Genomic DNA, 24,825 nt, shown 5'->3' on the forward strand with positions numbered 1-24,825 from the left:
CGGAGGCGGGCAGGGACGAGTGAGCCAACTTTCTCCGACGAACCGGTGCGCGCGTGCGGTGCGCGGGCCGCCGGTCCGGCACCAAATGAACGGTGCGGGAATCCTTGTGGCCCGAGTGACATGAGGTGTTCACGGGTAAAGCGCGGTGGACCGGTATCCGCGTGGAAAGGGCGACGACTGATGAGTGGATCCGTCTCCAAGGGCACTGTCTCCAAGGGCACTGTCCGGGCAAGTCTCGCGTTGAGCGCGGCCCTGGTGTCGACCGTGCTCTGCGCCACGGCGAGCACGGCGGTGCCCGACGACGCCGGCCCCGGCACGAGAGCGACGGCCGCATCTCGTGAACGGGCCTGCCCCATCGTGTACTTCGACCTGGGCGAGACCCTCGTGCACACCGCCGAGGACGGCGGCATCGGCTTTCGGTCCGGCGCGGCCTCCTACCTGCACGCCCTGCGGATACGTCACGTCAAGATCGGCCTGATCACCAATGTGCCGCCCTCCTGGGGGGCGACCGACGCCGAGCGCGCCGCCAGGCTGCGCCAGGAGGTCGACGCCGCCTGGCGGGGGTCCACGCCGTTCCCCTGGCAGGACTTCGGCGATCGCGTCCTCACTCCGCGCACCGAGGCGGAACGCAAGCCGGCCCCCGCCCTGTGGCAGCGGGCGAAGGCCGGTGCGGGTCCCTGCCGGGTCGTCTACGAGGCGGAGGCGGCCGAGGAGGTCACCGTGGCTTCCTCGCTGGGCTTTGTGCCGTATCAGGTCGGCCGGCCGCATCAGCCCGCGTTTCTCCCGGTGGGGCTGGTCGAGGCGCTGGGCCGGCGCTCTCCTTCTTGACCAGCCCGCTGCGCAGGAGCAGTTGGAAGACCCCGAGCAGCACCGCCGTGGCGAGCGCGCTGTGCCACAGCAGGTCGTCCAGGCGGCCCGCGGCGAGATAGGCGCCCGCGGCGATCGCGGCCAGGGCGCACACCGCGCGGTCCACGATGCTCTCCACCGAGAGCAGCGTGGCGCGCGGGGCGTGCGCGGGCACCGCGTCGTTCACCAGTTTGCGCTGGATGGGGTAGGCGAAGCCGGTCGCGGCGGCGAACAGGCACAGCAGCGCGACGACGGCCCAGGGACCGCCGAGCGTCATGGCCGCCAGGGTGCCCGCGAGCGCGAGGCTGAGGAGGGAGACCCAGGCGACCGGTGGCAGGCGGCGGCTCAGCCACTGCGGGCGGGCCGAGGCCACCGCCTCCGCCACCGTCATCGCCGCCATCACCCCGCCGTGCGAGGCCTCCGCGATGCCGTGGTCGAGCAGGATCGGCTGGAAGAGGTTGACCTGGCAGATCCGGGAGAGCGTGAAGATCGCCACGCCCTGCACCATCACGAGGGCCAGCCACCGCGAGGACGCGACGCAGCGCAGCGCGGCACCCGCGTCCCGCAGGAACGCGCCGCCCCCGCGCCCCGGGGCGCTCTGTCCCGTGCCGCCGCTTCCGGCCGCGAGGCGGGGCAGCGCGACGGCGCAGGCGAGGGACCCCGCGGCGCTGGCGGCGCTGAGCACGTAGGGCGCCGGGTGGGCCACGGCCATCAGCGGACCGACCAGCGGCCAGCACACGACTTTCGCCACCAGCCCAAGCGCCCGGGCGGTGCCCTCGGCCCGCAGGTAGTGCTCGTCGCACTTCTCGGCGCGCAGCCCGTCGTACAGGTAGGCGCTGGCCGCGCCCGAGGTGAGGGAGCGGCCCGCGGCGATGGCCAGGAAGTGGACGAGGAACCCGGTGTAGGAGGCGCTGAACACCGGTGCGAGGTTCGCCGCCGTCATGACCACCGCGCCGGCCCGCAGGCAGTTGCGGGTGCCGATGCGGTCGGCGATCAGCCCGGTCGGGATCTCGAACAGGCAGAAGGCCACGTAGTAGATGCTCTGGATGCCGAAGATCTGTCCGTCGGAGAGTCCGGCCGCCTTCTGGTAGGCGTAGAACACCGGCATCCACCACAGCAGGTTGAACAGGAGCTGGAAGCCGTAATTGAGCCGGATGATCCGGCGGGCGGTGGCCGTCGGGCCGGGGCCCGTGGCCCGCCGCCCCGCGCGCGGCCTCACAGCGCGTACGGGCGGATCTGGACCAGCCGGAAGTCGCCCTGGTCGGTCATCAGCCACTCGATGTCCAGCGGCCTGTCCACGTCGGGCGCGCTGAAGTGGGACTGCAGCAGCCGTCCGGTCAGGGACAGGTCGGCGAGCCGGGCCCGGGTGGCGGCATCGAGCGTGTCGCCCCAGGAGCCCAGGGCGACGGTGCGGCCGCCGCCCTCCACGGTGTTGTACAGGTACTGCTGCGGCAGGACCGAGCCGTCGACCACCTGTTCCGGCGAGCCGGGAGAGCAGTTGAGGTAGACGTTGCGGAAGTCCTCGCGGCGGGTCGGGTCGCAGGTCACCAGGACGCCGCCGAGACAGGCGGGGACGTACTCCTGGACGATGACGCCCATGTACGTGTCGTCCAGGGAGATGCCGACCTGGTGGCGCAGGCGCACGCTGCGGGGCGAGACCAGGGAGGCCCACACCTGGCGTACGGCGTCCAGGAGTTGGCCGGTGCCGTGGACGGTGGTGACGGAGTCGTAGACGCCCGCCGCGGAGAAGCCGGGCAGGTCCTCGGCGTTGGACGAGGAGCGCACGACCAGGCGGCCGCTCGGCCCTGCGGCGGTGGGGAAGGCCTGGATGATCTGCCGGGTGACGGACTCGGGCAGGGGCGTGTTCCGGATCAGCTGCTGGAGTTGCAGACAGAGCGAGTCCAGGACCTCGGTGGCGTCGAGTTCGAGGGCCATCTTGAGCTTGCCGATGCCCTGCTGGAGGACGGGGGACGAGGCGAGGAAGCGCTGCTGGAGCGCGAAGGGCAGCGCGACGCCTTCGGGGGCGCTCACCGCGCCGGCCACGAACTCGGCTGCTTTGGAGCGCAGTTCACCGGCGGAGGGCCGACCGCTCAGGCCGAGCCGGGCCGCGAGGTGTTTGTAGAGGTCCTCGCGCGGGGGGCGGGGCCGCCCGTAGAAGGCGGTCAGGTCGGCCGTGCGGCTGTCGAGCACGTGGTGCAGTTCGCCGAGGTTGGCCGCCTTGGTGCCGTAGCGGTCGCTGTCCGCGGCGCGCAGCCGGTGCAGGGCCAGGACGGGGGTGTCCCGCAGCAGCGGCGGTTCGAGGCGGATGCGCTGCTGGTGCCAGGCCGGGGCCCGCAGGTCGGGTTCGTCGGCGAGGCGCTCCAGGGTTATCTCGTCCTCGCGGACGCGGTAGCGGACCCACGCGCCGTTCAGGCCGTCCTTCTCGACGAGCTCTTCCAGGTCGCGCACGATCGCGTTGGGGATGCCCCAGCCGGACGCGAGGACGTTGGTGTGGGACAGCGGGGTGATGGGCGCGGTGTTGAGGAATCCGGCCACCCTGGGCACGTCGTCCGGCAGGCAGGGCATGGCCACGATGTCCGCCCAGCCGAGCCCGGCCTCGGCGGACGCGTACTCCTCGTGGTCGCGGAAGTACCGCAGGCGTCCGGTGGCCTCGCCGGGGTTGAGCGGGGTGCGGGTGCGGGAACCGAACAGCTCGTGGCTGAGGATGCGCGGTACGCGCAGTTCGCTGATCGCCGCCAGTGCCTCCTCCTGCCCGTGGTTGGCGGGTTTGAGGAGCAGCGGCAGCCTGCCGTCGACCCGCTCGCGCACGAACTCGTAGAAGAATTCCAGGAGTTCGCCGTGCATGGTGTCGGCCTCGGTCGTCTCCAGGACGAGGAAGGTGCGCTCGCGCCCCTCGGTGTCCTGATCGGTGTGCAGGGAGAGCACACCCAGCAGGAAGCGGCGCGCGGGGTCCATGTAGACGGAGGCGTTGAACGCGTCCAGTTCCGCGTCGAGCGTCTCCAGGTCCATGCCCAGGACGCGGGTGGCGATGTAGTTGACGTGGAAGGGGTGCGCGGCGGTGTCGAGCAGGTGCCAGGTGTTCTCCTCGCGGTCGACGACGACCTTGAGGTACGGGTGTCCGGCGAGGACCCCGGAGAGGGTGCGGAACAGCGGCAGGGAGAGGTTCTCGCCGACGACCGTGCGGTCCGTGGCCGGCTCGGCGGCGCCGGTGAGCGGTGGGGCGGTCATACCGTGACCTCCTCGGGCCGGGCGACGGGCAGCATCCGGGGCAGGGCGTCCACCAGGGTCTCGAAGTCGCGGAGGACGGTCCGCGCGTCGGTGGCGGAGAGCAGGCACAGGGCGGCCATGGTGTTGGCGCCGGCGGCCGGGTCGTACACCGGGACGACGCTGCCGTCGGGCAGGGAACTCTCGGCCACGACGGAGAGGTTGCTCCCCGGGCTGAGGGGTGCGTGCGCCGAGACGGCCGCGAAGTCCCAGACCTTGCGGTCCTGCCAGGCCCGGCCGCCGCCGTCGACCGCGAGGACGACGAGCGAGCCCGCCGCGCCCCGCGCCCGCTCCGGGGTGAGTGCCTGTTCGGGCCATTCGACCGGGCGGCCGAGGAGGTGGTCGACGAGCATGCCGACGAGGTCGAGTCCGAAGACCTCCTCGATCTGCGGCACGGTCATCGCGCCACCGAACCGGGCGGCCGTCTCGATCAGCCACATGCGGCCGTCGGCGCCGAGCTTGATCTCCGTGTGGGTCCCGCAGTCCCGCAGGCCGAGGGCGTCGACCGCGCGCCGGGCCAGGTCCACGATCCGCTCCTGCGCGTCGTCGGCCAGCAGGGCGGGGGTGATGCTGGCGCGCTCGGTGAACGGTTCGACGGTGGGCATGCGGCCGCTGATGCAGACCGGGCGGAAGGTGCCGTCGGTCACGACGCCCTCGACGCTGACGTAGTCGCCCCAGCCGGGCTCGTCGAACCACTCCTCCGCCGTGCCGGTGACGATCTGCTCGACCACGTAGTGCGCGTCGGCCTCGGCCACGTGCAGTTCCGCGTAGCCCAGTTGGGCCGATTCGGCCATCACGTCACGGGAGCGGGCCCAGGCCGCCGGCGCCTCGTGCGGGGAGCGGATGATCTGGTGGGCGGTGGACCCGGCACTCCAGGCCGCCTTGAGGAGCAGCGGGCCCGGCAGGGCGTGTGCCGCCGCTAGCAGGTCCGCCTCGGTGGCGACGGGGCGGAACTGGGGCTGCGGCAGTCCGTGCCGCAGCCAGGTGCGGCGCATCAGCCGCTTGTCGCGGGCGAGCGCGGCGGCGCTGCCCGCGCCGGCGAGGCCGAGCGCCTCGCACGCCTTCGCGACGGCGACGACCGCGTACTCGGAGAAGGTCAGGACGGCGTCCGCGCCCACGGCCTCGGCCCGCGAGGTGATGAGGGACACCAGGTCGTGGCGGTGCGTGTCGAAGGGCGTGACCACCGAGGCGCACAGTCTGCGGGCGGAGCCTGCCACGGCGGGAGGAAGAGCGCTGAGGGCCAGCAGGTGCACTTCCGCCTTCGCGGCCGTCCGGGACAGGACGTGACCGAGCGGCGGACCACCCTTGGCATGCACTAACAGCACCTTGCTCACTGAAATTCGTCTCCTATCGTCTTTGTTTCAACTGATCGCCGTATGCGGGGTGTTGACTCAAGGGGAACAGGCCGGACTCGCCCGTGACGCCTCCACGGCGGCCGGGAACTCAGGCATTTGCCTGAGTCGCCCGTTCCGCCTGCGGATCAGCGGCCCGGGGACTTCGACCGAGAACGGGGCATGTGCGGGGCGAGGGCGGGATAACCAACGCGGTGTGACTGTGCGTCAGCCAGTCGTATACGGACGGAGACCGCTGTGGACGATTCCGCTCTCAAGGCCCTGCTCGAACGCCTTCCCGTGTTCTGGTGGGAGGTCGACGAGGCGTGGCGGGTGCTGGAGAAGGGGGGCGGCGCCTTCCCCGACAAGCGGGCGGCGCGGCGCTTCCTGGAGCGGGTGCGCGAGGAACTCCCGGCCCCGGGGCACTTGCCGGCGCAGGACCGCGGGCAGGTCCGGTTCGACGGCCGTACGTTCGACGTGAGCCGGCCCTCGGGCGGGAGCCCGGTCCCCGGCTGTACGCGCGGTCTCGCGGTGGAGGTCGGCGCACCCGTCGAGGTCCCGCGCCGGTACGCGGCGTTCGCGGACCTGGTGGACCTCGCCCCGGCCGCCGCCTTCATACGGGACAGCGACGGACGCTACCTGTGGGCCAACCACGCCTACGCGCACCTGTACGGCACGGTGCCGCAGGAGATCGTCGGCAAGTACATCGAGGATCTCGACGCGCCCGCCGACGCCGGCCGGTTCCGCGCCCTGGACCAGGAGATCCTGCGCCGGGGCACGCCGGTGCGGCACACCCTCGGCTACCGGCGCCAGGACGGCGGCGCGGGCCGGGCGGTGGGCCACCGCTTCCCCGTGCGGGAGAACGGGCAGACCTGCGTCGCGGGGATCTACGTGGACGTCACGGACCATCTGCGCACCATGGTGCAGTGGCAGGAGGCCGAGGAGAACCTCCAGGCCCTGCGCGACCACAGCGGCCTGCCCTGCGCCCTGCTGTCGGCCAATGGGCGCGTGGTCGAGGCGAGCGCGGCGGCCGCGGAACTCTTCCAGCTCAGTCCGCACGACCTGGTCGGCCGCCGGGCGCACACCCTGCTGGCCCCGGAGCCCGACCTCGAACGGCTGCACGGCCGCTGGAACGGTCTGATAGCCCGCCGCACCAGACGCCTGGAGACGTCCGCGGTGCTCGTGGACGCCCACGGGCTGCGGCGCCGCGCGCGGCTGCATCTGACGACGACCGGGCACACCGCCACCCGGGCGCGGCACGTCTGGGCCGTCGTGACGCATCAGAGCCTCGCCCATGAGGCCCATCCGTCGCTGACCGCCGCGCAGGTGCGCATCCTCTCCCTCCTGGCGGAGGGCAGCAGCAACGGCGACATCGCCACCTCGCTGAAGCTGTCCCGGCAGACGGTCGACTACCACCTCAGCCGGCTGCGGCTGCTGTTGGGCGCGGCGACCCGGCCGGCCCTGGTGGCCCGCGCCTACGTCCTCGGCATCCTGGCTCCCCACACCTGGCCGCCGCGTTCCGCCACGGCGGCCCATCCGCTCAGCGCGGTCTGAACACCGCCCGGCGAGGGCGGAGCGGTCCATCCCATCGAGTGGTTATCGCGTGGTTTCGTCTGGGTATGTCTCGCGGCACCCGTGACAGCGGGAGCGCACCGAAGGGAACCGCATGGACGTGATGACCGCACGGAATGATGTCTTCCGCATGCTTGACGTGGACGGCGACGGCGTGATCTCCCGCGAGGAGTACCTCGCCCGCCCCGAGCGGGCGGCGCTCAGCCTGGGCCGTGACCTGAACGACCCCCTCGTGGCCGTGGCCCGGTCCACGCACGAGGACGTGTACTCCGCGATGGACGCGGACGGCGACGGGAGGGTCACCTTCGAGGAGTACGCGACATGGGCGGGCGCCGAGACCTTCGACGAGGTCTGCCGCGAGGCGTTGGGCTCCCTCTTCGACCTCGCCGACACCGACGCCGACGGCAGGCTCAGCCGGGCGGAGTTCGCCCGGCTGCGCGAGGTGCTCGGCAACAGGGCGGACAACGCCGGGGAGGCGTTCGACGCCCTGGACACCGACGGGGACGGGCGCATCGACCGGGACGAATATCTGGGCGCGATCCGCGCGTTCGTCAGTGACGGCGCCTCCCCCATGTACGAAGCGCTGGTCTCGGCCCGCTGAGCGGGCGGCCCGCCTGCTCAGTCGGCCCCTCTCCGGCGCGGACCCGAACCTCACGGCAGCGTGTTGGTGACATCTGGGCCGGGACGGGTAGACAAGATCGCATGCCTGAGATCTTCATGGCCGGTGTATGGGGCCTGGTGGCCGGTTCCGCCCTGCTGCTCGGGGCGGTGGTCGGATACGGAATCCGGGTGCCCCAGTGGCTGGTGGCGTCCGTGATGGCGTTCGGCGCGGGAGTCCTGCTGTCGGCGGTGTCCTTCGAGCTGGTGGCGGAGGCCTACGACGAGGCGGGGCTGGTCCCGGCGGCGATCGGCACGGTCGGCGGGGCGCTCGCCTATACGGCGGGCAACGCCTGGCTGGCCGGACGCGGCGCCCGCCACCGCAAGCGCAGCGGTGCGGGCGGGCAGCCGTCGGAGTCCGAACAGGGCGGTTCAGGGCTGGCGCTCGCACTGGGGGCCCTGCTGGACGGCGTGCCGGAGTCGGCAGTCATCGGGGTGAGCCTCCTCAAGGGGGGCGCGGTCAGTGTGGCCACGGTGGCCGCGGTGTTCATCAGCAATGTGCCCGAGGGACTGTCCAGTTCGGCCGGGATGCGGCGGGCGGGGCGCGGCAAGGCGTACGTGTTCGGCGTGTGGGGCGCGATCGCGCTGGCCAGCACGGTGGCGGCGGTGCTCGGGTACGCGGTGGTGGGCGGCATGTCCACGGCGGTCGTGGCGGCGGTGACCGCGGTGGCGGCCGGCGCGATCCTCGCCATGATCGCCGACACGATGATCCCGGAGGCCTTCGAGAACGCGCATCTGGCCATAGGGCTGATCACGGTGTGCGGGTTCCTGGTGTCGTTCGCCCTCTCCCACGCCTGAGGCCCCGTCGCAGCGGGGCCCGCGCAGCCGAGCGGGCGGCCGTCAGGGGCGGTGACGGGCGAGGTTCCGTTCCACAAGCCGGCGGCCGGGACAGGATGGTGCGGGCTCCGTCGGCGGGGCCCTGACCCGCGTTCCCCTCACCCTCCCGGCGCAGCGCATGCACCACGGAAACGTCGCTGCCGGCGGGCGCGGCCCGCTGCTCTCAGAGCAGCAGGACGAGCGCGTAGACGAGGAAGAACGCCGCGATGAGCACCGCGAGGCCGAGGATCAGGGCCAGCGGGCCCTTGCCCCAGCCCTTCGTCGGGTCCTGGGCGGGTCCGGCCCCCGACATGCCACCCTCCGAGGGCGGCGTCTCGCCCGGCGGGCCGCCCCTGGGCTCGGGCGGCGCGGTGTTGCGCGACTGCGGGTCGGAGCGTGGCTGCGGTGCTGGGCCTTGGCGAGGGTCGGAGCCCGACTGCGGCGCTGGGCCCTGGCGGAAATCGGAGCCCGGCTGCGGGCCGGGGTCCCGGCGGGGGTCGGGGTCCGGCGGTGGGGAAGCGTTCATGTGATCCACGTTCCCCGGCCCTGTGCCCCGCTGGGCAGCACCACCCGGACGGCGTACACGGACGGCGGAGGTACACCCCGGACGGGCCAGCCGATCTCCGCATTTGAGCTGCGCTTATCGTGGCCATGTGCCGATGACCCACACCGAGACAGCCGCCGGGCTCGAACCCGCCGGGCTCCTTCTCGTCGAGCGGATCGTCGGGGACGTCCGCCTGCCGCCGCTGCCGCCCGGCCACAGTCCCGCGAGCGCCAGGCCCGAGCACGGGCGGTTCGACTCCCGCCCGGACGAGGTCGCGGACGTGGACGAGCCCCGGATGGCGGAGAAGGTCAACGCCGGCTGGTACCGGATGGCGGTGGAGTACGGACTGTTCGGCGAGGAACGCGAGTTCTTCCTGGCAGTCGACTTCTCCGCCCCGGAGGAGGAGGACCTCACCGGAGAGCACCGGGGCTGGGCCCGCGTACGCCTCCTGGACGAGTGGGACTTCGTACGGAGCGAAGTGCCGATGCTCCGCAGCGCGCTGGCGGGACTCCTGACGGACCGGTTCGTCCCCGAGTTCACGGCGGTCTCACTCGACGGGCGCGTGCTGCTGAACACCACGGTCTGGGGCAGCGGGAAGGTCAGCACGATCGCCCTCCGGCCGTGAGCCCGGCCCCACGCCACCGACCGCCGGTGCGAACGAGTTCCCTCGGTCTCAGTCGAACCGCAGGATCCGCGGGGCGAACGTGCCCTCGGGCCCTTCGGCTCGGCCCACCGACCACACCGTCGTAGTGCCCGGCACCGGCGCCAGCGACAACCGTGTGGAGCCGCCCTCGCCGGCCACCTCCGGTTCGCTGTGCCCGGTGAACGACTCCCCGTCCCAGGCGAGGAAGTCCGGCCCCGGAATCAACGGCGGGTAGGTGCCCGGCGGGGCGAACTTCTGCGAACGGGACACCCCGGCCCAGGCCAGCTCCCCGGACGGCCCCGGCGTCAGCGAGCTGATGGAACCGAAGTCCGTGGGCATCGTCACCCGGGACCACTTCTCCCCGTCCCAGCGGGCGAGCAGGGGCGGAATCGGCTTGCCCACCGGGCCGCCGACGAACCCGGCCGTGCCTCCCGCCCACACCTCCGTCGGCGAGACCGCCAGCACACTGCCCACGGCCGACCTGGGGAACCCGCTCACGACCGTCTGTTCCCACGCCCGCCCGTCCCAGTGCGAGACGACCGCGCCCGCGTTGGTGTCGCCCGCCGCCCAGACGTCGTCGGCGGCCTTGACGTGCAGGCCGTACACGGTTCCCGGCGGTGCGGGCATGTCCGTCCAGCCGCCTCCGGTCCGGCGCAGCAGGACCTGCGCGCCGTCCCGCGACCCGATCAGCCACAGTTCCCCGCCGCCCGCGACGGCCTTGGTCAGTACGACACCGCGCGGCGGCCGGCTCTCGGACCAGGCCGTGCCGTCGAAGCGCAGCAGGCGGGTGCCGCCCGCAGCGTCACGGCCGACCGCCCAGACCGAGGACGGGGATGTCCCGGCGACGGACAGCAGCTCCCCCTGCCAGCGGACTCCCGGGAGGCTGTGCCGCTGCCACGCGGTCCCGTCCCAGCGCAGGACCAGCGGGAAGCCCGGCGCCTCGCGTCCGACGGCGTCGGCACCCACCGCCCATGCCCGGTCCGGCCCGAACGCCACCGCCTCGTTGAGCCCTGCCTGCGGGCGCACCTCCGCCGGGACGGGTACGTGCCGCCAGGCCGGGTCGGTCTGCGCCACGGCCGGGCTCAGGGCGGCGAGGGCGGTCATGGCGACGGCGAGGACCGCGACGAGAAGTCTGCGTGCCATGGTCAGCCTCCCAGCCGCTCGCTCATGAGGTTCGGTTTCGAGCCGTAGACCTCGACGGTCCCGAAGGACAGCAGCGTGGCCCCGGCGGGCGCCAGCGCGAGGGGTTTGACGTCGATGGCGTTCGTGCGCTCGGGGCCGTAGGAGAAGGTGGTGCGCGCGCCGTTCACCCGCGCGTACTTCGACTGGAACGCGCGGTCGCTGCGCATCGGCAGCCACAGCGCGCCGTCCGGTCCGCGCACCATGGCCTCGGTGTACGTGTCGCCCAGCGGCGGGTAGGTGGTGCGCCAGGAGTGCCCGTTCCAGGTCATCAGGTAGGTGCGCCCCCCGTTCTCGGTGTACTGGCTGCCGCCGATCGTGGCCCGGCCCGACGGTTCGAGCAGAATGGTGTGCACGTTGCCGTTCGCCGGCAGCGCCACCTTCGCGTCCCGCCACGCCGTTCCGTCCCAGCGCAGGATGGCGGGGCCGGTGTCGGTGTCCGCCCAGGCCCAGGCGTCGTCGGCGGTACGCGCGGTGATCCCCATCACGTAGTGCACGCCGTCCGGGGTGGTCTGCGTGGTCCAGCGGGAGCCGTCGTAGTGCAGCACCTTCAGTCCCGTGTCGTCCTCTCCGACGACCCACGCGGCGCCCGGTACGGCGGTGAAGTCCTGGTAGACCCGCAGGGTCTGCGGCAGGGCGAGAACGTTCCACTCCCCCGCCGACCGGCGCAGGATCTCGCCTTCTCCCGCACGGTTGTCGTGCAGGATCCACAGCTCGTCGCCGACGAACCGCGCCTTGCCGAGCCAGCCCGGGTCCCCGGCGCCGGGGAAGGTCGTGTCCCGGCTCCACGCCTTGCCGTCCCACCGGTACAGCATCGGGCGCAGCCCGTCGGCGGTGTGCTCGTATCCGGTCACCCATCCTTCGCCCGGCCCACGGGCGGCGAAGTCGGACACGGTCACCGGTGAGGCCGCCGCGGGCGGCACGGGAAGCACCGTCCAGCCGGGCGTCGCGGCCGTGGCCCCAGGAGCCGACACCGCCGCGACGCACGCGATCACACAGCAGACGAGGGCCGCACGGAGACCGTTCACGAACCCGTTCACGAGACCTCCCAGGAGGCGAAGGCCGCTCAGCCTAGGGCGTGCACCCATCGCTGAACAGACGTCCCACAGCCGCCACCCGAACAATCCCAAGTTCCTCGGCACGGGGGTCCACGTCGAGCGTCTGGTCGCTGCCACGTCGCTCGGTGCCGGCTTTCCGCGTCGCTGGGTGGAGCTGCCGGTGGGACTGCGGAGGTGACTGCGCGCCGGTCTCAGCTTCCGGTCGGGTCGAGGGCCTCAGTGTGGGAGCACGCGCGTTCGGTCCTGCTCTCCGGCAGGTGCATGCGGTGCACCAACGTGCGGGTCGTGCGCCGCGCCGGGCAGCTGCGCCACGTCACGTCGGGGTAGCAGGCGCGCAGGTGCGAGATGGCGCGGGTCTCCAGACCGCTGTCGAGCAGGGGCGCGGCGACGTGGATCTCCGAGATGACGCCGCTCGCGCACTGTTCGCAGACCTCGTAGGTGAGATGGCCCACGACCCGGCGGATGTGGACGAGAAGGAGGCTGTCGGCCCGGGCGTCGGGCGCGAGGGAGTGGAGGATCTGCACATCGCGGTAGGCGAGCAGGCGGCGGTGGATCCTGCCGCGTCGGCGCTGGGATCGGGCGTGCCGGGGCGTTTTGCGCCGCTGGATTGCGCGGGCGAGAGACCCCGGCAGCCGATGAGGGTTGCCAAGCATGAGATGCGGCTACCCCGGGGGCATGTGACCAATCCTGTGGGACGGCGGCTGGGGCCTGGGGGCGAACAAGAGCAGCTTGCCTCGGCACGGCTTCGGCCTTTTGTTGGCTGGACGCGCCCGCGCCTCGACCGTCCGGCAGTCCTTCGACGCGCAGCGCCGCTCACTGGCCGAGGCCGGGGTGACACTGCGGGGCTTCGCGGAGGAGTACTCCACTCACGTTTCCCGGCGGGACGAGCCGCTCAACAGGCCGCCACGGCGGCGGACGCGTGGTCTTCCGGCTGGTTCCGCTGCGGCCGGCGCCCGAGCTAGGACTCCGGGGACTCGGCGTAACGCGCGGCCATCGCGGCGGCGCGGTCGCGCAGGGAGGTGCGCAAGGCCGCGGGGGCCAAGGCTTCCGCGTCCGAGCCGAGCTGCCACAGCGCCCACTCGGCATGGCGCAGGTCCTGGTACGTCGCCTCCAGCCGCAGCCACCCCTCAGGGTCGGGATGGAGGCCGGGGTCCGCGGCGCGCACCGCCACGGCGGTGTTCAGCAACTCCTCGCGCCGGCGCGGATTCACCCGTAGCGGCACGGTGAGGTGGCCGTCGGACAGGAACCGCGCGCAGCGTTCCCGCCAGATCCGTTCCAGGTCGACCTGGTTCGGCCGCTGTGCCGGTTCGGGGAGTTCCTCGGCGACCGAGACCCGGGACAGCCGGTAGGTGCGGTCCGCGCCGGATCGCGTGGCGAGCAGGTAACCCCGGTCCCGCACGGTGACCAGTCCGATCGGGTCCACCGTGCGCCACCGCGGCGGCTGGTCCGTGGCCGCGTAGTGGATGCGCAGCTTGTGCCCGGCTAGCACCGCGCGCCGGATCTCGGCCATCACCGCCTCCGGCACCTTCTCGGCGTCCGACCGGCTTGGGAGCAGGTCCGTCTCCGGTTCCACGAGGAAGCGCCGGGCCGCGTCGCTCGCGGGGGCCCTATGGCTTTCGGGCAGCGCGTCGACGACTTTGCGCAGAGCGGCGGCACGCGCCGGGCCGAGGCCGAACACCCGCTCCGCGCGCCCCGGTCCGGCGGCCAGGAGGGCCACGGCCTCGTCGTGGTTCAGCCCCATGAGTTCCGTCCGGAAACCGGGCAACAACGCGAACCCGCCGTGCCTGCCGCGTTCCGCGAAGACCGGGACCCCGGCCGCGGACAGCGCCTCGATGTCGCGCAGCACGGTACGGGTGGACACCTCCAGCTCACGGGCGAGCGTGTCCGCGGTCAGCCGACCGCGCTGACGCAACATCAGCACCAGCGAGACCAGTCGATCGGCGCGCATGCGGCAGACCCTATCGAATACATGACCGAGGGTGTCGTGATTCGTTGACAGGCTCCGGAACACCGACGTCGGCACCAGCGCGGGCGCCGACGGATGTCCGTATTTCCCGTGCAGTCGAACGGAGCTGATGTGGCAGTGGAACGAACAGCGGTCAATCCCGTGACGTGGTCGGTGGAGATGGGATTCAACCAGGGGGAACTCGTCAGCGGGCACACCCGGACCCTTTACTGCTCCGGGCAGACCGCGATGGACGGTGACGGCAAGCCTCAGTACGAGGGTGACATGGCCGGACAGTTGACGCTGAGCCTCGACAATCTGGAGGCCGTGCTCGGCGAGGCCGGCATGTCCCTCGCGAACCTTGTCCGGCTCAACGTCTACACCACCGACGTCGATCTGCTGTTCCCTCATTACAGGCTGCTGGCCTCGCGGTTGGGCATTGCGGGAGTGGCACCGGCCACCACGATGCTCGGGGTGACACGGCTGGCGATCCCGGGTCAGATGGTCGAACTCGAAGGAACTGCCGTTTCATGACGTGACCTCACCACCAATTCACCGCTTCTCCTGCTCGTGTCGGCCCATCCGGCACGAGCAGTTTTCATTCCCGCGGGCAATCGGTGACCGGTGGAGAGGCTGGACTGCTTCGCCATAAAGAAGACAGACCTTTCACGGCAGTAGGCGTCATGAACCCCCTGCGCCGCACCGGGGCGGTGCCGCCCTCAAGGGGTTCAATATGTCCATCTTTGCGCAGCAATTAGCCAGTCGCCACTTTGGTCGCAGATGTACTATTCAAGACACTCTTTGCGACGTTAAACGCCGGTTCCCCCCTGCCGATTCAGTGAAATGTGTCACGCCGACAGAGGATGATCGCGTAGCCCCCCGCACAAACTCCCGTTCCCCGCAAAGCGAGTTGACTTTAACGATCAAAGAGTCGGGGAGATCAAATTCCCAGGGAAGTCTCTTTGGATTCGCCAGTGTGAATTCCGGCCTTGTTGTGGCCCGGCGCTCTCGCTTAATGTCACCGTCAATCCGGACGGAACGCCGAATCCTGCCGCTGTCCGGAAACCCTTCCACTCACTCATCCACGGCAGGAGCGGGGGACCCAGGTAAGCCGCCGATCCGGATTCCGGATCGGCTCGGGGTGAAGGCGCGCTCCCCACGCGCCAGGACAGCTCCCGTCCCAACCCGACAGCTCACCTCGCAGGCGACGGAGAGGAACGTTTCGTCATGCCCGCAAAGGGAAAGCACCGCCGCCCCAAGTCCAGCTCGCTCAACCGGGGCATCGCCGCCGCGGGAACGGGCGGAGCCGTGCTCGTCCTCCCCGTGCTCGGTGCCACCAGCGCCGGCGCGGCCGAGGCCGGCGCCCCCGCCAAGCCGGCCGCCGACTCCAGGACCTACGTCGTCGTCGCGGGCGACTCCCTCTCCAAGATCGCCCAGGAGCACTCCCTGAGCGGCGGCTGGAAGAAGCTCTACGAGGACAACCGCGGCGTACTCGGCGCCGACCCGAAGCTGATACACCCGGGTCTCAAGCTCACTCTCGGCGCGAAGGGCGCGGCCGAGCCCGCGAAGAAGCCGGCCGCCTCCCCGGCGTCCGCCCAGCGGGCGGACCGCTCGGCGCGTGAGGCCGTGCCCGCCGTCGCTCCCGCGCAGAAGACCTACCCCGACAACCTCGACGGCTGGATCAGGGAGTCGCTGGACATCATGGCCCGGCACGGCATCCCCGGTTCCTACGAGGGCATCCACCGCAACGTCATGCGTGAGTCCTCCGGCAACCCGCTGGCCATCAACAACTGGGACGTCAACGCGGTCGCCGGCACGCCTTCCAAGGGACTCCTGCAGGTCATCGGCCCCACGTTCACCGCGTACCACGTGCCCGGCACGTCGCTGGACAGCTTCGACCCCGTCGCCAACATCACCGCCGCCTGCAACTACGCGGCCGCCCGATACGGCTCGATCGACAACGTGAACGGCCCGTACTAGCCCTCATCCCCCACGCAGACCGCCCGCCCGGCGGATCACCCGCCGGGCGGCTCGTTCCACTGGGGCCCGGACCGGTCCGGCCGTTTGCGCCCGGCCCGCCGAGTGCGAACCGGATCACCCGGCCACTCCAAGGAACGGCTCGAACTGGGGCGAATCACCCCTCAACCCCTCACATCCGCCCAGACCAATGTCCCTGGGAAGTCGGTGTCCATATCGACGGCCCGCCACTCCTCACCGTCACCCATGACGGCGATCCACGGGGGCGGGGACGCTGTAGAGCGCGTACATGGACGGGATGACGTCGGTGAGTCCCGACCCGTTGTGCCGTAACAGCGATTACTCGACGTCCTCGGGCAGCCGCACGCCGGGCGCGCGGTAGAGGCCGTCCAGCTCGGAGCGGGTGCACGGCTGACAGGCCGTCACCACTGGCGCTACCGGCACAGGCCGTGCGCGGTTCCCATGATCTGGGCAGTCTGCTTCGGAGTGGTGTCGATTTCCCTCATCGTCTTCTTCGCCTGGTCACCGAGTGCCTTCCCCCGCGCGGCGCAGAAGGCGTTGCCGTGTGCGAGAAGCGTCGCGTCATCGATGTCCGCCAGGTCCGGGTAGTGGTCCCGGATCGTCTTGAGGTAGAGCTTGGACATCACGCCCGTCAGCTTGCGCGGCTCGGCGGCGCTGGGCGCGGGCGTGGACGCGCCGGCCGAGGGCGCGGACCCGGTGGTCGAGGCCGCGGACGCCGAGGCCCGGGGGCGGTCGTCGCCGTCGTCGTCGCACGCCGATGTGCCAAGGACGGCCGCGGCGAGGCAGAGGGCGAGGACAGGCAGGCGCTTGTACATGAATCTCCTGGTCGAGGGGAAATGTGGGGTTCATTCTCACCCTTGACGAGGTGGCGGGCCCCGGCGGGTGGACATCGCCGACATCCCGGCGCGAAGTGCCCAGTCCTTCGGGGGCGGTCGAAGGCCGAACCGCCCGATGTCCGTCTCGCTCAAAAAAACCCGTGCGTTCGACGCGTACGACGGTCAAGGCGGGCCTCTGCCACGGGGTTTGACGCCGCGTCGGCACAGGCGGCGGAAGTCGACGGCACCCGCCACCCGTGCCTCCGCTCGCGGCGGGTTGTCCGCGAACTCTCACGAAATTGTCCGTGATCCGTAACAGGCGCATCCCTCGGTCGCCCGGCCCCGTCCTGGCATGTGGCGGTAAGGCCACCGGACCGGGGACCGGCGAGGATGACGTGAGAGGGGCGGGCATGGCACGGCACAGCGGGGGACGGGGCTGGTACGGCAAGTTGATCGGGGCGGCGCTCGGTGTGACGGTGCTCGCCACCGGCGCCTCGGTGTGGACCGCGCAGGCCGGCGACGTGAGCGACGCGCCGCCGCGCGCGGGCGCATCGGCCGAGCCCGGCGGTGACGTCAAGCCGGTCTCGGCGACCATCGCGCACGCCTCGGAGAAGGGGAAGCGCGGCGTCAACATCACGATCGACGACGGCCCCGACCCCGTATGGACCCCTCAAGTGCTCGACCTGCTGCGGGAGTACGGGGTGAAGGCCACGTTCTGCATGGTGGGGACGCAGGCGCGGGCCCACCCCGACCTCGTGAAGAAAGTGGTCGCGGACGGGCACCGGCTCTGCGACCACTCGGTGTCGCACGACACCGCCATGGACAAGAACTCCCAGCGCTATCAGTCGCAGCAGATACTCGACGCCGAACGCATGATCACAAAGGCGTCCGGCGGTGTGCGGCCGATGTACTACCGGGCGCCCGGCGGGGCGTTCACCCCGTACAGTCGCAAGCTCGCCGCTTCCCGGGGCATGCGCCCGCTGGGCTGGAACGTCGACACCAAGGACTTCGAGCGCCCCGGCACGGACGCCATCGTCGCCACCGTGGAGCGGGAGCTGCCCAATGGGCCGACGCTCCTCTTCCACGACGCGGGCGGCGACCGCACCCAGACCGTCGAGGCGCTGCGCCGGCTCCTCCCCCGCCTCAAGGAGCAGGGTTACGTGTTCGGCTTCCCGGTGCGCTGAGCCCCCGCATCACGTCACCCGGCCCGACCGTCCCCGGCGAAGCCTCCGCGCGCCTGCCGCACCGCCGAACGCCCCGCGGCTGCTCGACCGCACCGGCACCTTGGCGTGCACACGTGACTGCCCGCCGACCCCTGGCTTCGCCGGTCGCCCGCGAGGTCGGTGACCGGCCCCTCGGCGGGCACCACGCCCGGATCCCGGAAGCAGCGCGCTGCCAGGTCCGGCGAGCGCGCGCCCCGCCTCCGCGCCGCCGGGGCCCACCCCTCCCTAGCCCAACCAGGTCACATCTGCCCCCGACTCTTCCCCCGGCCCGTGCGCCCCCATGACCACAAAGAGCCCGGCGGACGATGTTGGTGCCCGGTATGCCGTGCCGGTGGTCACGTCGGTACCGGACAGGTGTGGGAGCGAGGGAGGCCACGATGGCGGAGCTGTTCATCGACGGGGAGTGGACCAGTGCCGTCCGGGGCGGGCGGCGGGATGTGATCAACCCGTACGACGCGTCCGTCGTCCAGCAGGTCGACGACGCGGACGAGGCCGATGTCGACCTCGCCGTACGAGCCGCCCGGCGCGCCTTCGACCGCGGTGACTGGCCGTCGGCGCCCACCCGGGAGCGGGCCGACGTCCTGCTGAAGGTGTCGCGGTACCTCCTGCGCGACCAGGAGGAGATCGCCCACGTCGAGTCCCTCGACACCGGGAAGACGCTCGCCGAGGCCCGGATCGACGTCGAGGACGTCTCGAACGCGTTCCGCTACTTCGCCGAGATCGCCGACAAGGACGGTGGCCGGGTCGTGGACGTCGGGCCCGACGTGCTCAGCCGCGTCACCTACCACCCCATCGGGGTCTGCGCGCTCATCGCGCCGTGGAACTACCCGCTGCTCCAGGCCTCGTGGAAGGTCGCCCCCGCGCTGGCGGCGGGCAACACCTTCGTGCTCAAGCCCAGCGAGACGACTTCGCTGTCCACGATCCACATGTTCCGGCTGCTCGCCGAGGCGGGCACCCCGGCCGGGGTGGCGAACCTGGTGCTCGGCTCGGGCGCCACCGTCGGCGCGGCCATGTCCGCCCACTCCGAGGTGGACATGGTGTCCTTCACCGGTGGCCTGGCCACCGGGCGCCGGATCATGGAGGCGTGCGCCCCCGGCGTGAAGAACCTCGCGCTGGAACTCGGCGGCAAGAACCCCAACGTGGTCTTCGCCGACTGCGACTTCGACGCCGCCGTCGATCACGCGCTGGAGGCATCGTTCCTGCACTCCGGCCAGGTGTGCTCGGCAGGCTCCCGCCTCCTGGTGGAGGACTCCCTGCACGACCGGTTCGTGGAGCGCCTCGCCGCCCGCGCGGGCGCCATCCGGCTCGGCAACGGCCTCGACCCGGCGACCGAGAGCGGGCCGCTCAGCTCGGCCGAGCACCGGGACAAGGTCGAGGGCTATCTGGAGATCGCCCGGGAGGAGGGCGCCCGGCTGGTCTGCGGCGGCCGGCGCCCCGACGATCCCGAGCTGTCACGCGGCTACTTCCTGCTGCCCACCATCTACGCCGACTGCGACCGCTCCATGCGCATCGTGCAGGAGGAGGTCTTCGGTCCGGTGGTCACCGTGGAGCGCTTCCACAGCGAGGAGGAGGCCGTGGAACTCGCCAACGACACGCGGTACGGCCTGGCCGGCGGCGTGTGGACCAGCGACGCGAGCCGCGCCCAGCGCGTCGCCGCCCGGCTGCGGCACGGCACCGTCTGGATCAACGACTTCCACCCCTACGTCCCCCAGGCCGAGTGGGGCGGCTTCGGCCGCTCCGGATTCGGCCGGGAGCTCGGGCCCACGGGGCTGCGCGAGTACCAGGAGGCCAAGCACATCTACCAGAACCTGAGGCCGGGCGTCTCCGGCTGGTTCAAGGGCTGAGCGGGCAAGGGCGAGAGAGAGGGCGACGGCATGGACGACGAGACGACGACCTACGACTACGTGGTCATCGGCGGCGGTACGGCGGGCTCGGTACTGGCCGCGCGGCTGAGCGAGGACCCGGCCAGCCGCGTGTGCGTGGTGGAGGGCGGCCCCAGCGACGTGGGCGACGAGCGCATTCTGCGGCTGCGCAACTGGATCAACCTGCTCGGCGGCGAGTTCGACTACGGCTACACCACCGAGGAGCAGCCGCGCGGCAACTCGCACATCCTGCACTCGCGGGCGCGGGTGCTCGGCGGCTGCTCCTCGCACAACACGCTGATCAGCTTCCTGCCGTTCCCGCAGGACCTCGACGAGTGGGTGGCGGCCGGCTGCGAGGGCTGGGGGCCGGAGACGATCCTGCCCTACCGGACACGGCTGCGGAACAACATCGTGCCCGTCGCCGCCGCCGACCGCAACGCGATCGCCGAGGACTTCGTCAGGGCGGCGACCACCCGCCTCGGCGTCCCGGTCATCGAGGACTTCAACGCCCGCCCCTTCACGGACGGCGCCGGCTTCTTCTCCCTGGCCTACGACCCGAAGACGAACACCCGCTCCTCCGCCTCGGTGGCGTATCTGCACCCCATCATGGACCGCCCGAACCTGACACTGCGTCTGGAGACCTGGGCATACCGGCTGTTGCCCGACAGCGAGGGCCGTTTCACCCGCGTCCAGGTGCGCAACCCCGACGGTTCCCTCTCGACGCTGGAGGCCGAGGCGGAGGTGCTGCTGTGCGCCGGGGCGATCGATACGCCGAGGCTCCTGCTGCTCTCCGGGATCGGCCCCGCCGACCAGCTGCGCGACCTGGGCATCGAGGTCCGCGCCGATCTGCCCGGGGTGGGCGAGAACCTCCTGGACCACCCCGAGTCCGTGATGGTGTGGGAGACCCGGGGGCCGCTGCCGCCCAACTCGGCCATGGACTCCGACGCCGGCCTCTTCCTGCGCCGCGACACGGCGGACGGCCCGCGTCCCGACCTGATGTTCCACTTCTACCAGGTGCCGTTCACCGTCAACACCGAGCGGCTCGGCTACCCCGTGCCCGAGCACGGCGTCTGCATGACCCCGAACGTGCCGCGCGCGCGTTCCATCGGCCGCATGTGGCTGCGCAGCGCCGATCCCGCCGTCAAACCGGCCCTGGACTTCCGCTACTTCACCGATCCGGAGGGGCACGACGAACGTACGATCGTCGAGGGTCTGCGGATCGCCCGCGAGGTCGCCGCCACCGCGCCGCTCAGCGACTGGCTGGTGCGGGAGGTGGCGCCGGGCCCGGACGTGACGTCGGACGCGGACCTGTCCGAGTACGGGCGACGCGCCGCCCACACCGTCTACCACCCGGCGGGGACCTGCAAGATGGGCGCCGAGGACGATCCGATGGCGGTCGTCGATCCGCAGCTGCGGCTGCGCGGGCACGACGGGCTGCGCATCGTGGACGCCTCCATCTTCCCCACCATGCCGACCATCAATCCGATGGTGACGGTGCTGCTCGCCGCCGAGCGCGCGGCGGACCTCATCTGCGCCCGGCCGGGGCCCGGCCCCGCGCACGCCGAAGGGGTGTTCCAGTGACCACGGCCGGAGCGCCGGACGCCGCCCCTGGGGAAGAGAAGTCGGAGTTCCGCAAGGACATGGGCCCGTGGGCGAACTTCGCCCTCGGCTTCACCTACCTCTCCCCGGTGGTGAGCACCTACACCCTCTTCGGCACCGCCCTCGCCGACGGCGGCCCGCCGATGATCTGGGCGTTCCTCATGGCGGGCTGCGGCCAGTTCCTCGTCGCGCTGGTCTTCGGCGAGGTCGTCGCGCAGTACCCGGTCGCGGGCGGGGTCTACCCGTGGGCGCGGCGGCTGTGGGGCAAGCGCTGGGCCTGGATGACCGGCTGGATCTACATGTGGGCGCTGCTCGTGACGATCACCAGCGTCGCGTACGGCGCCGGGCCCTACATCGCCATCCTGCTCGGCTTCGACGCCACCGTGCACACCACCGTGCTGTGCACGATCGGGCTGATCCTCATCGCCGTGCTCATCAACTACGCCGGCACGAAGGCCCTTTCGTGGGCGGCGCTGATCGGGTTCGGCGCGGAGCTGATCGGTGCGCTCGTCGTCGGCATCATCCTGCTCGTCACCCACCGCTTCCACGGCCTCGGTGTCCTCTTCGACGACTACGGCGCCGCCGGGGACAGTTCGTATCTGCCCGTCTTCCTCGGGGCGGCGATCATCGGCTTCTACCAGTACTACGGTTTCGAGGCCTGCGGGGACGTGGCCGAGGAGGTGAAGCACCCGGGCAAGGTGATCCCCAAGGCGATGCGCCGCACCATCTACGTGGGCGGGGCCGCGGCGACCTTCACGTGTCTGACGCTGCTGCTGGCCGTCGTGGACTACCGGGCGGTGATCTCCGGGCAGGACTCCGACCCGGCCGTCAGGATCCTCTTCGACGCCCTCGGCGAGGCCGGCGCGCGGGTGGTGATGGCCGTCGTGCTGATCTCCTTCCTCTCCTGCACGATCAGCCTCCAGGCCGCGGCGGGCCGGCTGATCTACTCGTACGCGCGCGACGAGATGATCATCGGTCACCGGCTCCTGCGGAAGTTCTCGCCGAGCCGCGCGGTGCCCGAGTACGCACTGCTGGTCGCCGCGGCGATTCCCGCACTGATCGCGGTCGGGTCGCTGATCTCGACGGACGCCCTGACCAAGATCGTCTCTTTCGCGATCCTCGGCATCTACACCGCCTTCCAGATGGTCGTGCTGGCCGCCCTGCGCGCGCGCCTCAAGGGCTGGCGGCCGAGCGGCGAGTACCGGCTGGGCCGGTGGGGCCTCGCGGTGAACATCGGGGCGCTCGCCTACGGCATCTTCGCCATCATCACCATCGCCTGGCCGCGCACTCCCGAGGCGGCCTGGTACGACAACTGGATCGTGCTGCTGGGCGGCGGCATCGTGGTGGGGGTGGGGCTCGTGTACATGTTCACCACGCGTCACTACGGCCGCAGTGACGCCCCCTCGGCGAACGCCGTCCCGGATTAGGGCTGTTCGTCGGCGCCGAGGTGGGCACGGATCAGGGTCGTGACGGCGGAGACGAGCTGGTCGAACTGCTCGTCCGCGCTGGGCAGGGGCAGCAGGGCGGCCTGGCGGAGGGTGGTGACGTCTAGGTCGCCCTGGGCCGTCAGCCAGGCGGCGGGGACGAGCGGGCTCCGGTCGGACCCGGACCGGTCGCGCTCCTGGTCGACGAGGAGGGCGAAGGAGAGGACCAGCAGGCAGAGGTGGCGGTGCGCCGCGAGCGCCGCCGGCAGGTCCAGGCCGACGTCCCGCAGGAACCGCAGGAACCGGTCCAGGTCGAGCAGCCGGTTGGGGTGCACGGAGGCCGGCGGGGTGTCCTCGTCGAGCGAGACGAGCAGGGCGCGGGGCCAGCGCCGGTACAGCGCGCGCAGGGACCGGGCGTAGTCGGCGACGGACCGCTCCCAGTGCGCGGGGTCGAGCGGGGGCGGCTCCCAGGAGCTGAGCATGAGGTCGACCACGAGGTGGACGACCTCCTGGCGGTCCTCGACGTAGTTGTACAACGACCGCACGGTGACGCCCAGTTCGTTGGCCAGCGCGCGCATCGTCAGGGACGGGAACCCCTTGGAGCCGACCATCTCCAGAGCCCTGGCCGCGATGCTCTCGCGGGTGAGGACCGGGCGGCCCCTGCGGGTGGCGGGGCGGCGTCGGGAGGTCGCGGGCATGGCGTCAGCGTACGGTACGGCACCGGCTCGAACTTCACGCCTGTTGACTTTTGCCGGCGGCCGCCGGCCCCGGGGTGCGATGCAGTCGACGGCCGCCGTCTCGGGGTGCGCTGGAGAGGGCGACGGCCGTCTCGGGGTGCGGTGGTGGCTGCCCGGTGAAAACAATGGGGGTGGCCTCCGATGAGCCCCCGGGACACGTTATGTCCCGTCTTCGGCGGGTACCTGTGCGGACGAGAACGGCGCCGGCGCAAGGAGACGAGGAACCACATGAAGATCGGTTACAAGCTGGCCGCCGAGGCGTTCGGTCCGGCGGAACTGGTGCGGCAGGCCGTCCTCGCGGAGGAGGCGGGCTTCGACTTCGTCGAGATCAGTGACCACTACCATCCGTGGCTCGACAACCAGGGCCACTCCCCCTTCGCCTGGACGGTGCTCGGCACCATCGCGGCCAAGACGTCCCGGATCGAGCTGGCGACGGGCGTGACGTGCCCGACCATGCGCTACCACCCGGCGATCATCGCCCAGGCGGCCGCCACGTTGGCCCTGCTGTCGGAGGGCCGCTTCGTGCTCGGCCTCGGCTCGGGCGAGCGGCTGAACGAGCACGTCGTCGGCCAGGGCTTCCCGGACTCGGTCAGCACCCGGCACGAGATGTTCAGGGAGGCCCTGGAGATCATCCGGCTGCTGTGGAGCGGCGGGTACCGGTCCTACGAGGGCAAGCACCTGCGGCTGGCGGACGCTCGCGTGTTCGACCTGCCCGACGAGCTGCCCCTGATCGCGGTCGCCGCCAGCGGCAAGCCGTCGTCGCGGCTCGCCGCGGAGCTGGGCGACGGCCTGTTCGCCACGGAGGACAAGCCGGAGATCGTCCGGCACTACCGTGAGGCCGGTGGCACCGGCCCGCGCTACGCGGAGGTGCCGATGGCCTGGGCGCCCGACGAGCACACGGCGGCGAAGGCCGCCCTGGAGACCTCGCGGTGGGCGCTGACCGGGTGGAAGGTGATGAGCGAGCTGCCCAACCCGGTGAACTTCGACGCGGCGACCACGACCGTGCGCGAGGAGGACATCCTGGAGAAGTTCGCCTGCGGCAACGAGCCGTCCCGGTACCTGGAGGCCGCGCAGGGCTTCGTCGACGCGGGCTTCGACCGGCTGGTCATGCAGAACGCCGGCCCCGACCCGGACGGCTTCATCGACTTCTACCAGCGCGAGCTCGACGGGCCCCTCCGGCAGCTGAAGCCGGACGGCTCACAGGGCTGAACCGCCCCCGCCCCCACGCAGAGCGCTCCGCCCATCCGGGCGGGGCGCTCTTGTGCTGCCACGCTCTTGCTGCCCACGCTCCGGTGTCCCGCTCGGGGAGCGG

21 protein-coding genes, 1 pseudogene and 1 riboswitch are annotated in these 24,825 nt (G+C 71.7%); of the genes and pseudogenes, 12 read left to right on the forward strand and 10 right to left on the reverse strand.

Translation table 11 applies throughout. The annotated features are described in order from the left end of the window. Nucleotides 1-180: 180 nt before the first annotated feature. Entirely contained in the window at nt 181-828 is a 648-nt protein-coding gene (locus ABZ385_RS05555) for a hypothetical protein (RefSeq protein WP_358699116.1), read from the forward strand. On the opposite strand, the gene ABZ385_RS05560 is transcribed toward ABZ385_RS05555, so the two are convergent. Genes ABZ385_RS05560 through ABZ385_RS05570 form a run of 3 tightly spaced genes read right to left on the reverse strand, consistent with a single transcriptional unit; the run spans nt 716 to nt 5,444 of the window. Next, nucleotides 716-2,065, reverse strand: coding sequence for an MFS transporter (locus tag ABZ385_RS05560; RefSeq protein WP_358584466.1), 1,350 nt, complete (start codon nt 2,063-2,065; stop codon nt 716-718). The genes ABZ385_RS05555 and ABZ385_RS05560 overlap by 113 nt on opposite strands. Next, entirely contained in the window at nt 2,062-4,074 is a 2,013-nt protein-coding gene (locus ABZ385_RS05565) for a PEP/pyruvate-binding domain-containing protein (RefSeq protein ID WP_358909834.1), read from the reverse strand. The genes ABZ385_RS05560 and ABZ385_RS05565 overlap by 4 nt, the downstream gene beginning before the upstream one ends. After that, nucleotides 4,071-5,444 carry an ATP-grasp domain-containing protein gene (locus ABZ385_RS05570; RefSeq protein WP_358909836.1) on the reverse strand — a complete coding sequence of 458 codons (1,374 nt, stop codon included), beginning with the start codon at nt 5,442-5,444 and terminating at the stop codon, nt 4,071-4,073. Before ABZ385_RS05570 ends, ABZ385_RS05565 begins: the two co-directional genes overlap by 4 nt. 255 nt (nt 5,445-5,699) lie before the next feature. On the opposite strand from ABZ385_RS05570, the gene ABZ385_RS05575 reads away from it, so the two are divergent. The 3 genes from ABZ385_RS05575 to ABZ385_RS05585 all read left to right on the forward strand — a co-directional run bounded on the left by ABZ385_RS05575 (nt 5,700) and on the right by ABZ385_RS05585 (nt 8,468). Then, nucleotides 5,700-6,995: a PAS domain-containing protein gene (locus ABZ385_RS05575; protein WP_358909838.1), complete on the forward strand. Its 1,296-nt coding sequence runs from the start codon at nt 5,700-5,702 to the stop codon at nt 6,993-6,995. A 112-nt stretch (nt 6,996-7,107) separates the two neighbouring features. Beyond that, nucleotides 7,108-7,614, forward strand: coding sequence for an EF-hand domain-containing protein (locus tag ABZ385_RS05580; protein ID WP_358584462.1), 507 nt, complete (start codon nt 7,108-7,110; stop codon nt 7,612-7,614). 101 nt (nt 7,615-7,715) lie between these two features. Next, complete coding sequence (locus ABZ385_RS05585) at nt 7,716-8,468, forward strand: ZIP family zinc transporter (RefSeq protein ID WP_358584461.1); 753 nt, start codon at nt 7,716-7,718, stop codon at nt 8,466-8,468. 202 nt (nt 8,469-8,670) lie between these two features. Here the strand turns inward: ABZ385_RS05585 and ABZ385_RS05590 are convergent. After that, nucleotides 8,671-8,877 (reverse strand): annotated as a pseudogene (locus ABZ385_RS05590) (DUF6480 family protein); the annotation flags it as partial. Nucleotides 8,878-9,145: 268 nt separating this feature from the next. Here ABZ385_RS05590 and ABZ385_RS05595 point away from each other — a divergent pair. Then, nucleotides 9,146-9,655, forward strand: coding sequence for a hypothetical protein (locus ABZ385_RS05595; RefSeq protein ID WP_358910269.1), 510 nt, complete (start codon nt 9,146-9,148; stop codon nt 9,653-9,655). 48 nt (nt 9,656-9,703) lie between these two features. Here ABZ385_RS05595 and ABZ385_RS05600 read toward each other — a convergent pair whose 3' ends face one another. The 4 genes from ABZ385_RS05600 to ABZ385_RS05615 form a co-directional block, all read right to left on the reverse strand. Then, nucleotides 9,704-10,816 (reverse strand): hypothetical protein, encoded by a 1,113-nt coding sequence (locus ABZ385_RS05600; RefSeq protein WP_358696963.1) that lies wholly within the window; start codon nt 10,814-10,816, stop codon nt 9,704-9,706. A 2-nt stretch (nt 10,817-10,818) separates the two neighbouring features. Continuing rightward, nucleotides 10,819-11,880: a hypothetical protein gene (locus ABZ385_RS05605; protein ID WP_358910271.1), complete on the reverse strand. Its 1,062-nt coding sequence runs from the start codon at nt 11,878-11,880 to the stop codon at nt 10,819-10,821. Between the two features lie 221 nt (nt 11,881-12,101). Then, on the reverse strand, nt 12,102-12,563 hold the full coding sequence (locus tag ABZ385_RS05610; protein ID WP_358584459.1) for a hypothetical protein: 462 nt from the start codon (nt 12,561-12,563) through the stop codon (nt 12,102-12,104). Between the two features lie 305 nt (nt 12,564-12,868). Continuing rightward, nucleotides 12,869-13,858 (reverse strand): WYL domain-containing protein, encoded by a 990-nt coding sequence (locus tag ABZ385_RS05615; RefSeq protein ID WP_358909840.1) that lies wholly within the window; start codon nt 13,856-13,858, stop codon nt 12,869-12,871. 135 nt (nt 13,859-13,993) lie between these two features. Here ABZ385_RS05615 and ABZ385_RS05620 point away from each other — a divergent pair, with 135 nt between their 5' ends. Next, nucleotides 13,994-14,389, forward strand: a complete 396-nt coding sequence (locus tag ABZ385_RS05620; RefSeq protein ID WP_358910273.1) for a RidA family protein — start codon at nt 13,994-13,996, stop codon at nt 14,387-14,389. A gap of 495 nt (nt 14,390-14,884) precedes the next feature. Then, nucleotides 14,885-15,077, forward strand: a riboswitch (cyclic di-AMP (ydaO/yuaA leader). A gap of 5 nt (nt 15,078-15,082) precedes the next feature. After that, nucleotides 15,083-15,835: a LysM peptidoglycan-binding domain-containing protein gene (locus tag ABZ385_RS05625; protein WP_358696958.1), complete on the forward strand. Its 753-nt coding sequence runs from the start codon at nt 15,083-15,085 to the stop codon at nt 15,833-15,835. A 431-nt stretch (nt 15,836-16,266) separates the two neighbouring features. Here the strand turns inward: ABZ385_RS05625 and ABZ385_RS05630 are convergent, their stop codons facing one another. Next, nucleotides 16,267-16,668 (reverse strand): hypothetical protein, encoded by a 402-nt coding sequence (locus tag ABZ385_RS05630; RefSeq protein WP_358909842.1) that lies wholly within the window; start codon nt 16,666-16,668, stop codon nt 16,267-16,269. Between the two features lie 410 nt (nt 16,669-17,078). Here ABZ385_RS05630 and ABZ385_RS05635 point away from each other — a divergent pair, with 410 nt between their 5' ends. From ABZ385_RS05635 to ABZ385_RS05650, 4 genes are all read left to right on the forward strand, one after another. Further along, on the forward strand, nt 17,079-17,852 hold the full coding sequence (locus tag ABZ385_RS05635; protein WP_358909844.1) for a polysaccharide deacetylase family protein: 774 nt from the start codon (nt 17,079-17,081) through the stop codon (nt 17,850-17,852). A gap of 416 nt (nt 17,853-18,268) precedes the next feature. Next, complete coding sequence (locus tag ABZ385_RS05640; RefSeq protein WP_358698373.1) at nt 18,269-19,735, forward strand: aldehyde dehydrogenase family protein; 1,467 nt, start codon at nt 18,269-18,271, stop codon at nt 19,733-19,735. 30 nt (nt 19,736-19,765) lie between these two features. Next, nucleotides 19,766-21,334 carry a GMC oxidoreductase gene (locus ABZ385_RS05645; protein WP_358584452.1) on the forward strand — a complete coding sequence of 523 codons (1,569 nt, stop codon included), beginning with the start codon at nt 19,766-19,768 and terminating at the stop codon, nt 21,332-21,334. Further along, nucleotides 21,331-22,779 carry an APC family permease gene (locus ABZ385_RS05650; protein WP_358584451.1) on the forward strand — a complete coding sequence of 483 codons (1,449 nt, stop codon included), beginning with the start codon at nt 21,331-21,333 and terminating at the stop codon, nt 22,777-22,779. The genes ABZ385_RS05645 and ABZ385_RS05650 overlap by 4 nt, the downstream gene beginning before the upstream one ends. Here ABZ385_RS05650 and ABZ385_RS05655 read toward each other — a convergent pair. Next, the gene (locus tag ABZ385_RS05655) at nt 22,776-23,474 is read right to left on the reverse strand and encodes a TetR family transcriptional regulator (protein WP_358698377.1); all 699 of its coding nucleotides are present in this window, start codon (nt 23,472-23,474) and stop codon (nt 22,776-22,778) included. The two genes, ABZ385_RS05650 and ABZ385_RS05655, sit on opposite strands and share 4 nt — an antisense overlap. A 267-nt stretch (nt 23,475-23,741) precedes the next feature. On the opposite strand from ABZ385_RS05655, the gene ABZ385_RS05660 reads away from it, so the two are divergent. After that, entirely contained in the window at nt 23,742-24,722 is a 981-nt protein-coding gene (locus ABZ385_RS05660) for a TIGR03557 family F420-dependent LLM class oxidoreductase (RefSeq protein ID WP_358698379.1), read from the forward strand. The last annotated feature ends 103 nt before the right edge of the window (nt 24,723-24,825 follow it).

It is taken from the genome of Streptomyces sp. NPDC005898 (genome assembly GCF_040629635.1).
Taxonomy (GTDB): Bacteria; Actinomycetota; Actinomycetes; order Streptomycetales; family Streptomycetaceae; genus Streptomyces.

Excerpts from the sequence above, each read along its gene's own strand:
- ABZ385_RS05555 (WP_358699116.1), top strand. The coding sequence starts at position 181 with ATGAGTGGATCCGTCTCCAAGGGCACTGTCTCCAAGGGCACTGTCCGG.
- ABZ385_RS05565 (WP_358909834.1), bottom strand. The coding sequence starts at position 4,074 with ATGACCGCCCCACCGCTCACCGGCGCCGCCGAGCCGGCCACGGACCGC.
- ABZ385_RS05580 (WP_358584462.1), top strand. The coding sequence starts at position 7,108 with ATGGACGTGATGACCGCACGGAATGATGTCTTCCGCATGCTTGACGTG.
- ABZ385_RS05585 (WP_358584461.1), top strand. The coding sequence starts at position 7,716 with ATGCCTGAGATCTTCATGGCCGGTGTATGGGGCCTGGTGGCCGGTTCC.
- ABZ385_RS05595 (WP_358910269.1), top strand. The coding sequence starts at position 9,146 with ATGACCCACACCGAGACAGCCGCCGGGCTCGAACCCGCCGGGCTCCTT.
- ABZ385_RS05600 (WP_358696963.1), bottom strand. The coding sequence starts at position 10,816 with ATGGCACGCAGACTTCTCGTCGCGGTCCTCGCCGTCGCCATGACCGCC.
- ABZ385_RS05610 (WP_358584459.1), bottom strand. The coding sequence starts at position 12,563 with ATGCTTGGCAACCCTCATCGGCTGCCGGGGTCTCTCGCCCGCGCAATC.
- ABZ385_RS05615 (WP_358909840.1), bottom strand. The coding sequence starts at position 13,858 with ATGCGCGCCGATCGACTGGTCTCGCTGGTGCTGATGTTGCGTCAGCGC.
- ABZ385_RS05625 (WP_358696958.1), top strand. The coding sequence starts at position 15,083 with ATGCCCGCAAAGGGAAAGCACCGCCGCCCCAAGTCCAGCTCGCTCAAC.
- ABZ385_RS05630 (WP_358909842.1), bottom strand. The coding sequence starts at position 16,668 with ATGTACAAGCGCCTGCCTGTCCTCGCCCTCTGCCTCGCCGCGGCCGTC.
- ABZ385_RS05635 (WP_358909844.1), top strand. The coding sequence starts at position 17,079 with ATGGCACGGCACAGCGGGGGACGGGGCTGGTACGGCAAGTTGATCGGG.
- ABZ385_RS05640 (WP_358698373.1), top strand. The coding sequence starts at position 18,269 with ATGGCGGAGCTGTTCATCGACGGGGAGTGGACCAGTGCCGTCCGGGGC.
- ABZ385_RS05645 (WP_358584452.1), top strand. The coding sequence starts at position 19,766 with ATGGACGACGAGACGACGACCTACGACTACGTGGTCATCGGCGGCGGT.
- ABZ385_RS05655 (WP_358698377.1), bottom strand. The coding sequence starts at position 23,474 with ATGCCCGCGACCTCCCGACGCCGCCCCGCCACCCGCAGGGGCCGCCCG.
- ABZ385_RS05660 (WP_358698379.1), top strand. The coding sequence starts at position 23,742 with ATGAAGATCGGTTACAAGCTGGCCGCCGAGGCGTTCGGTCCGGCGGAA.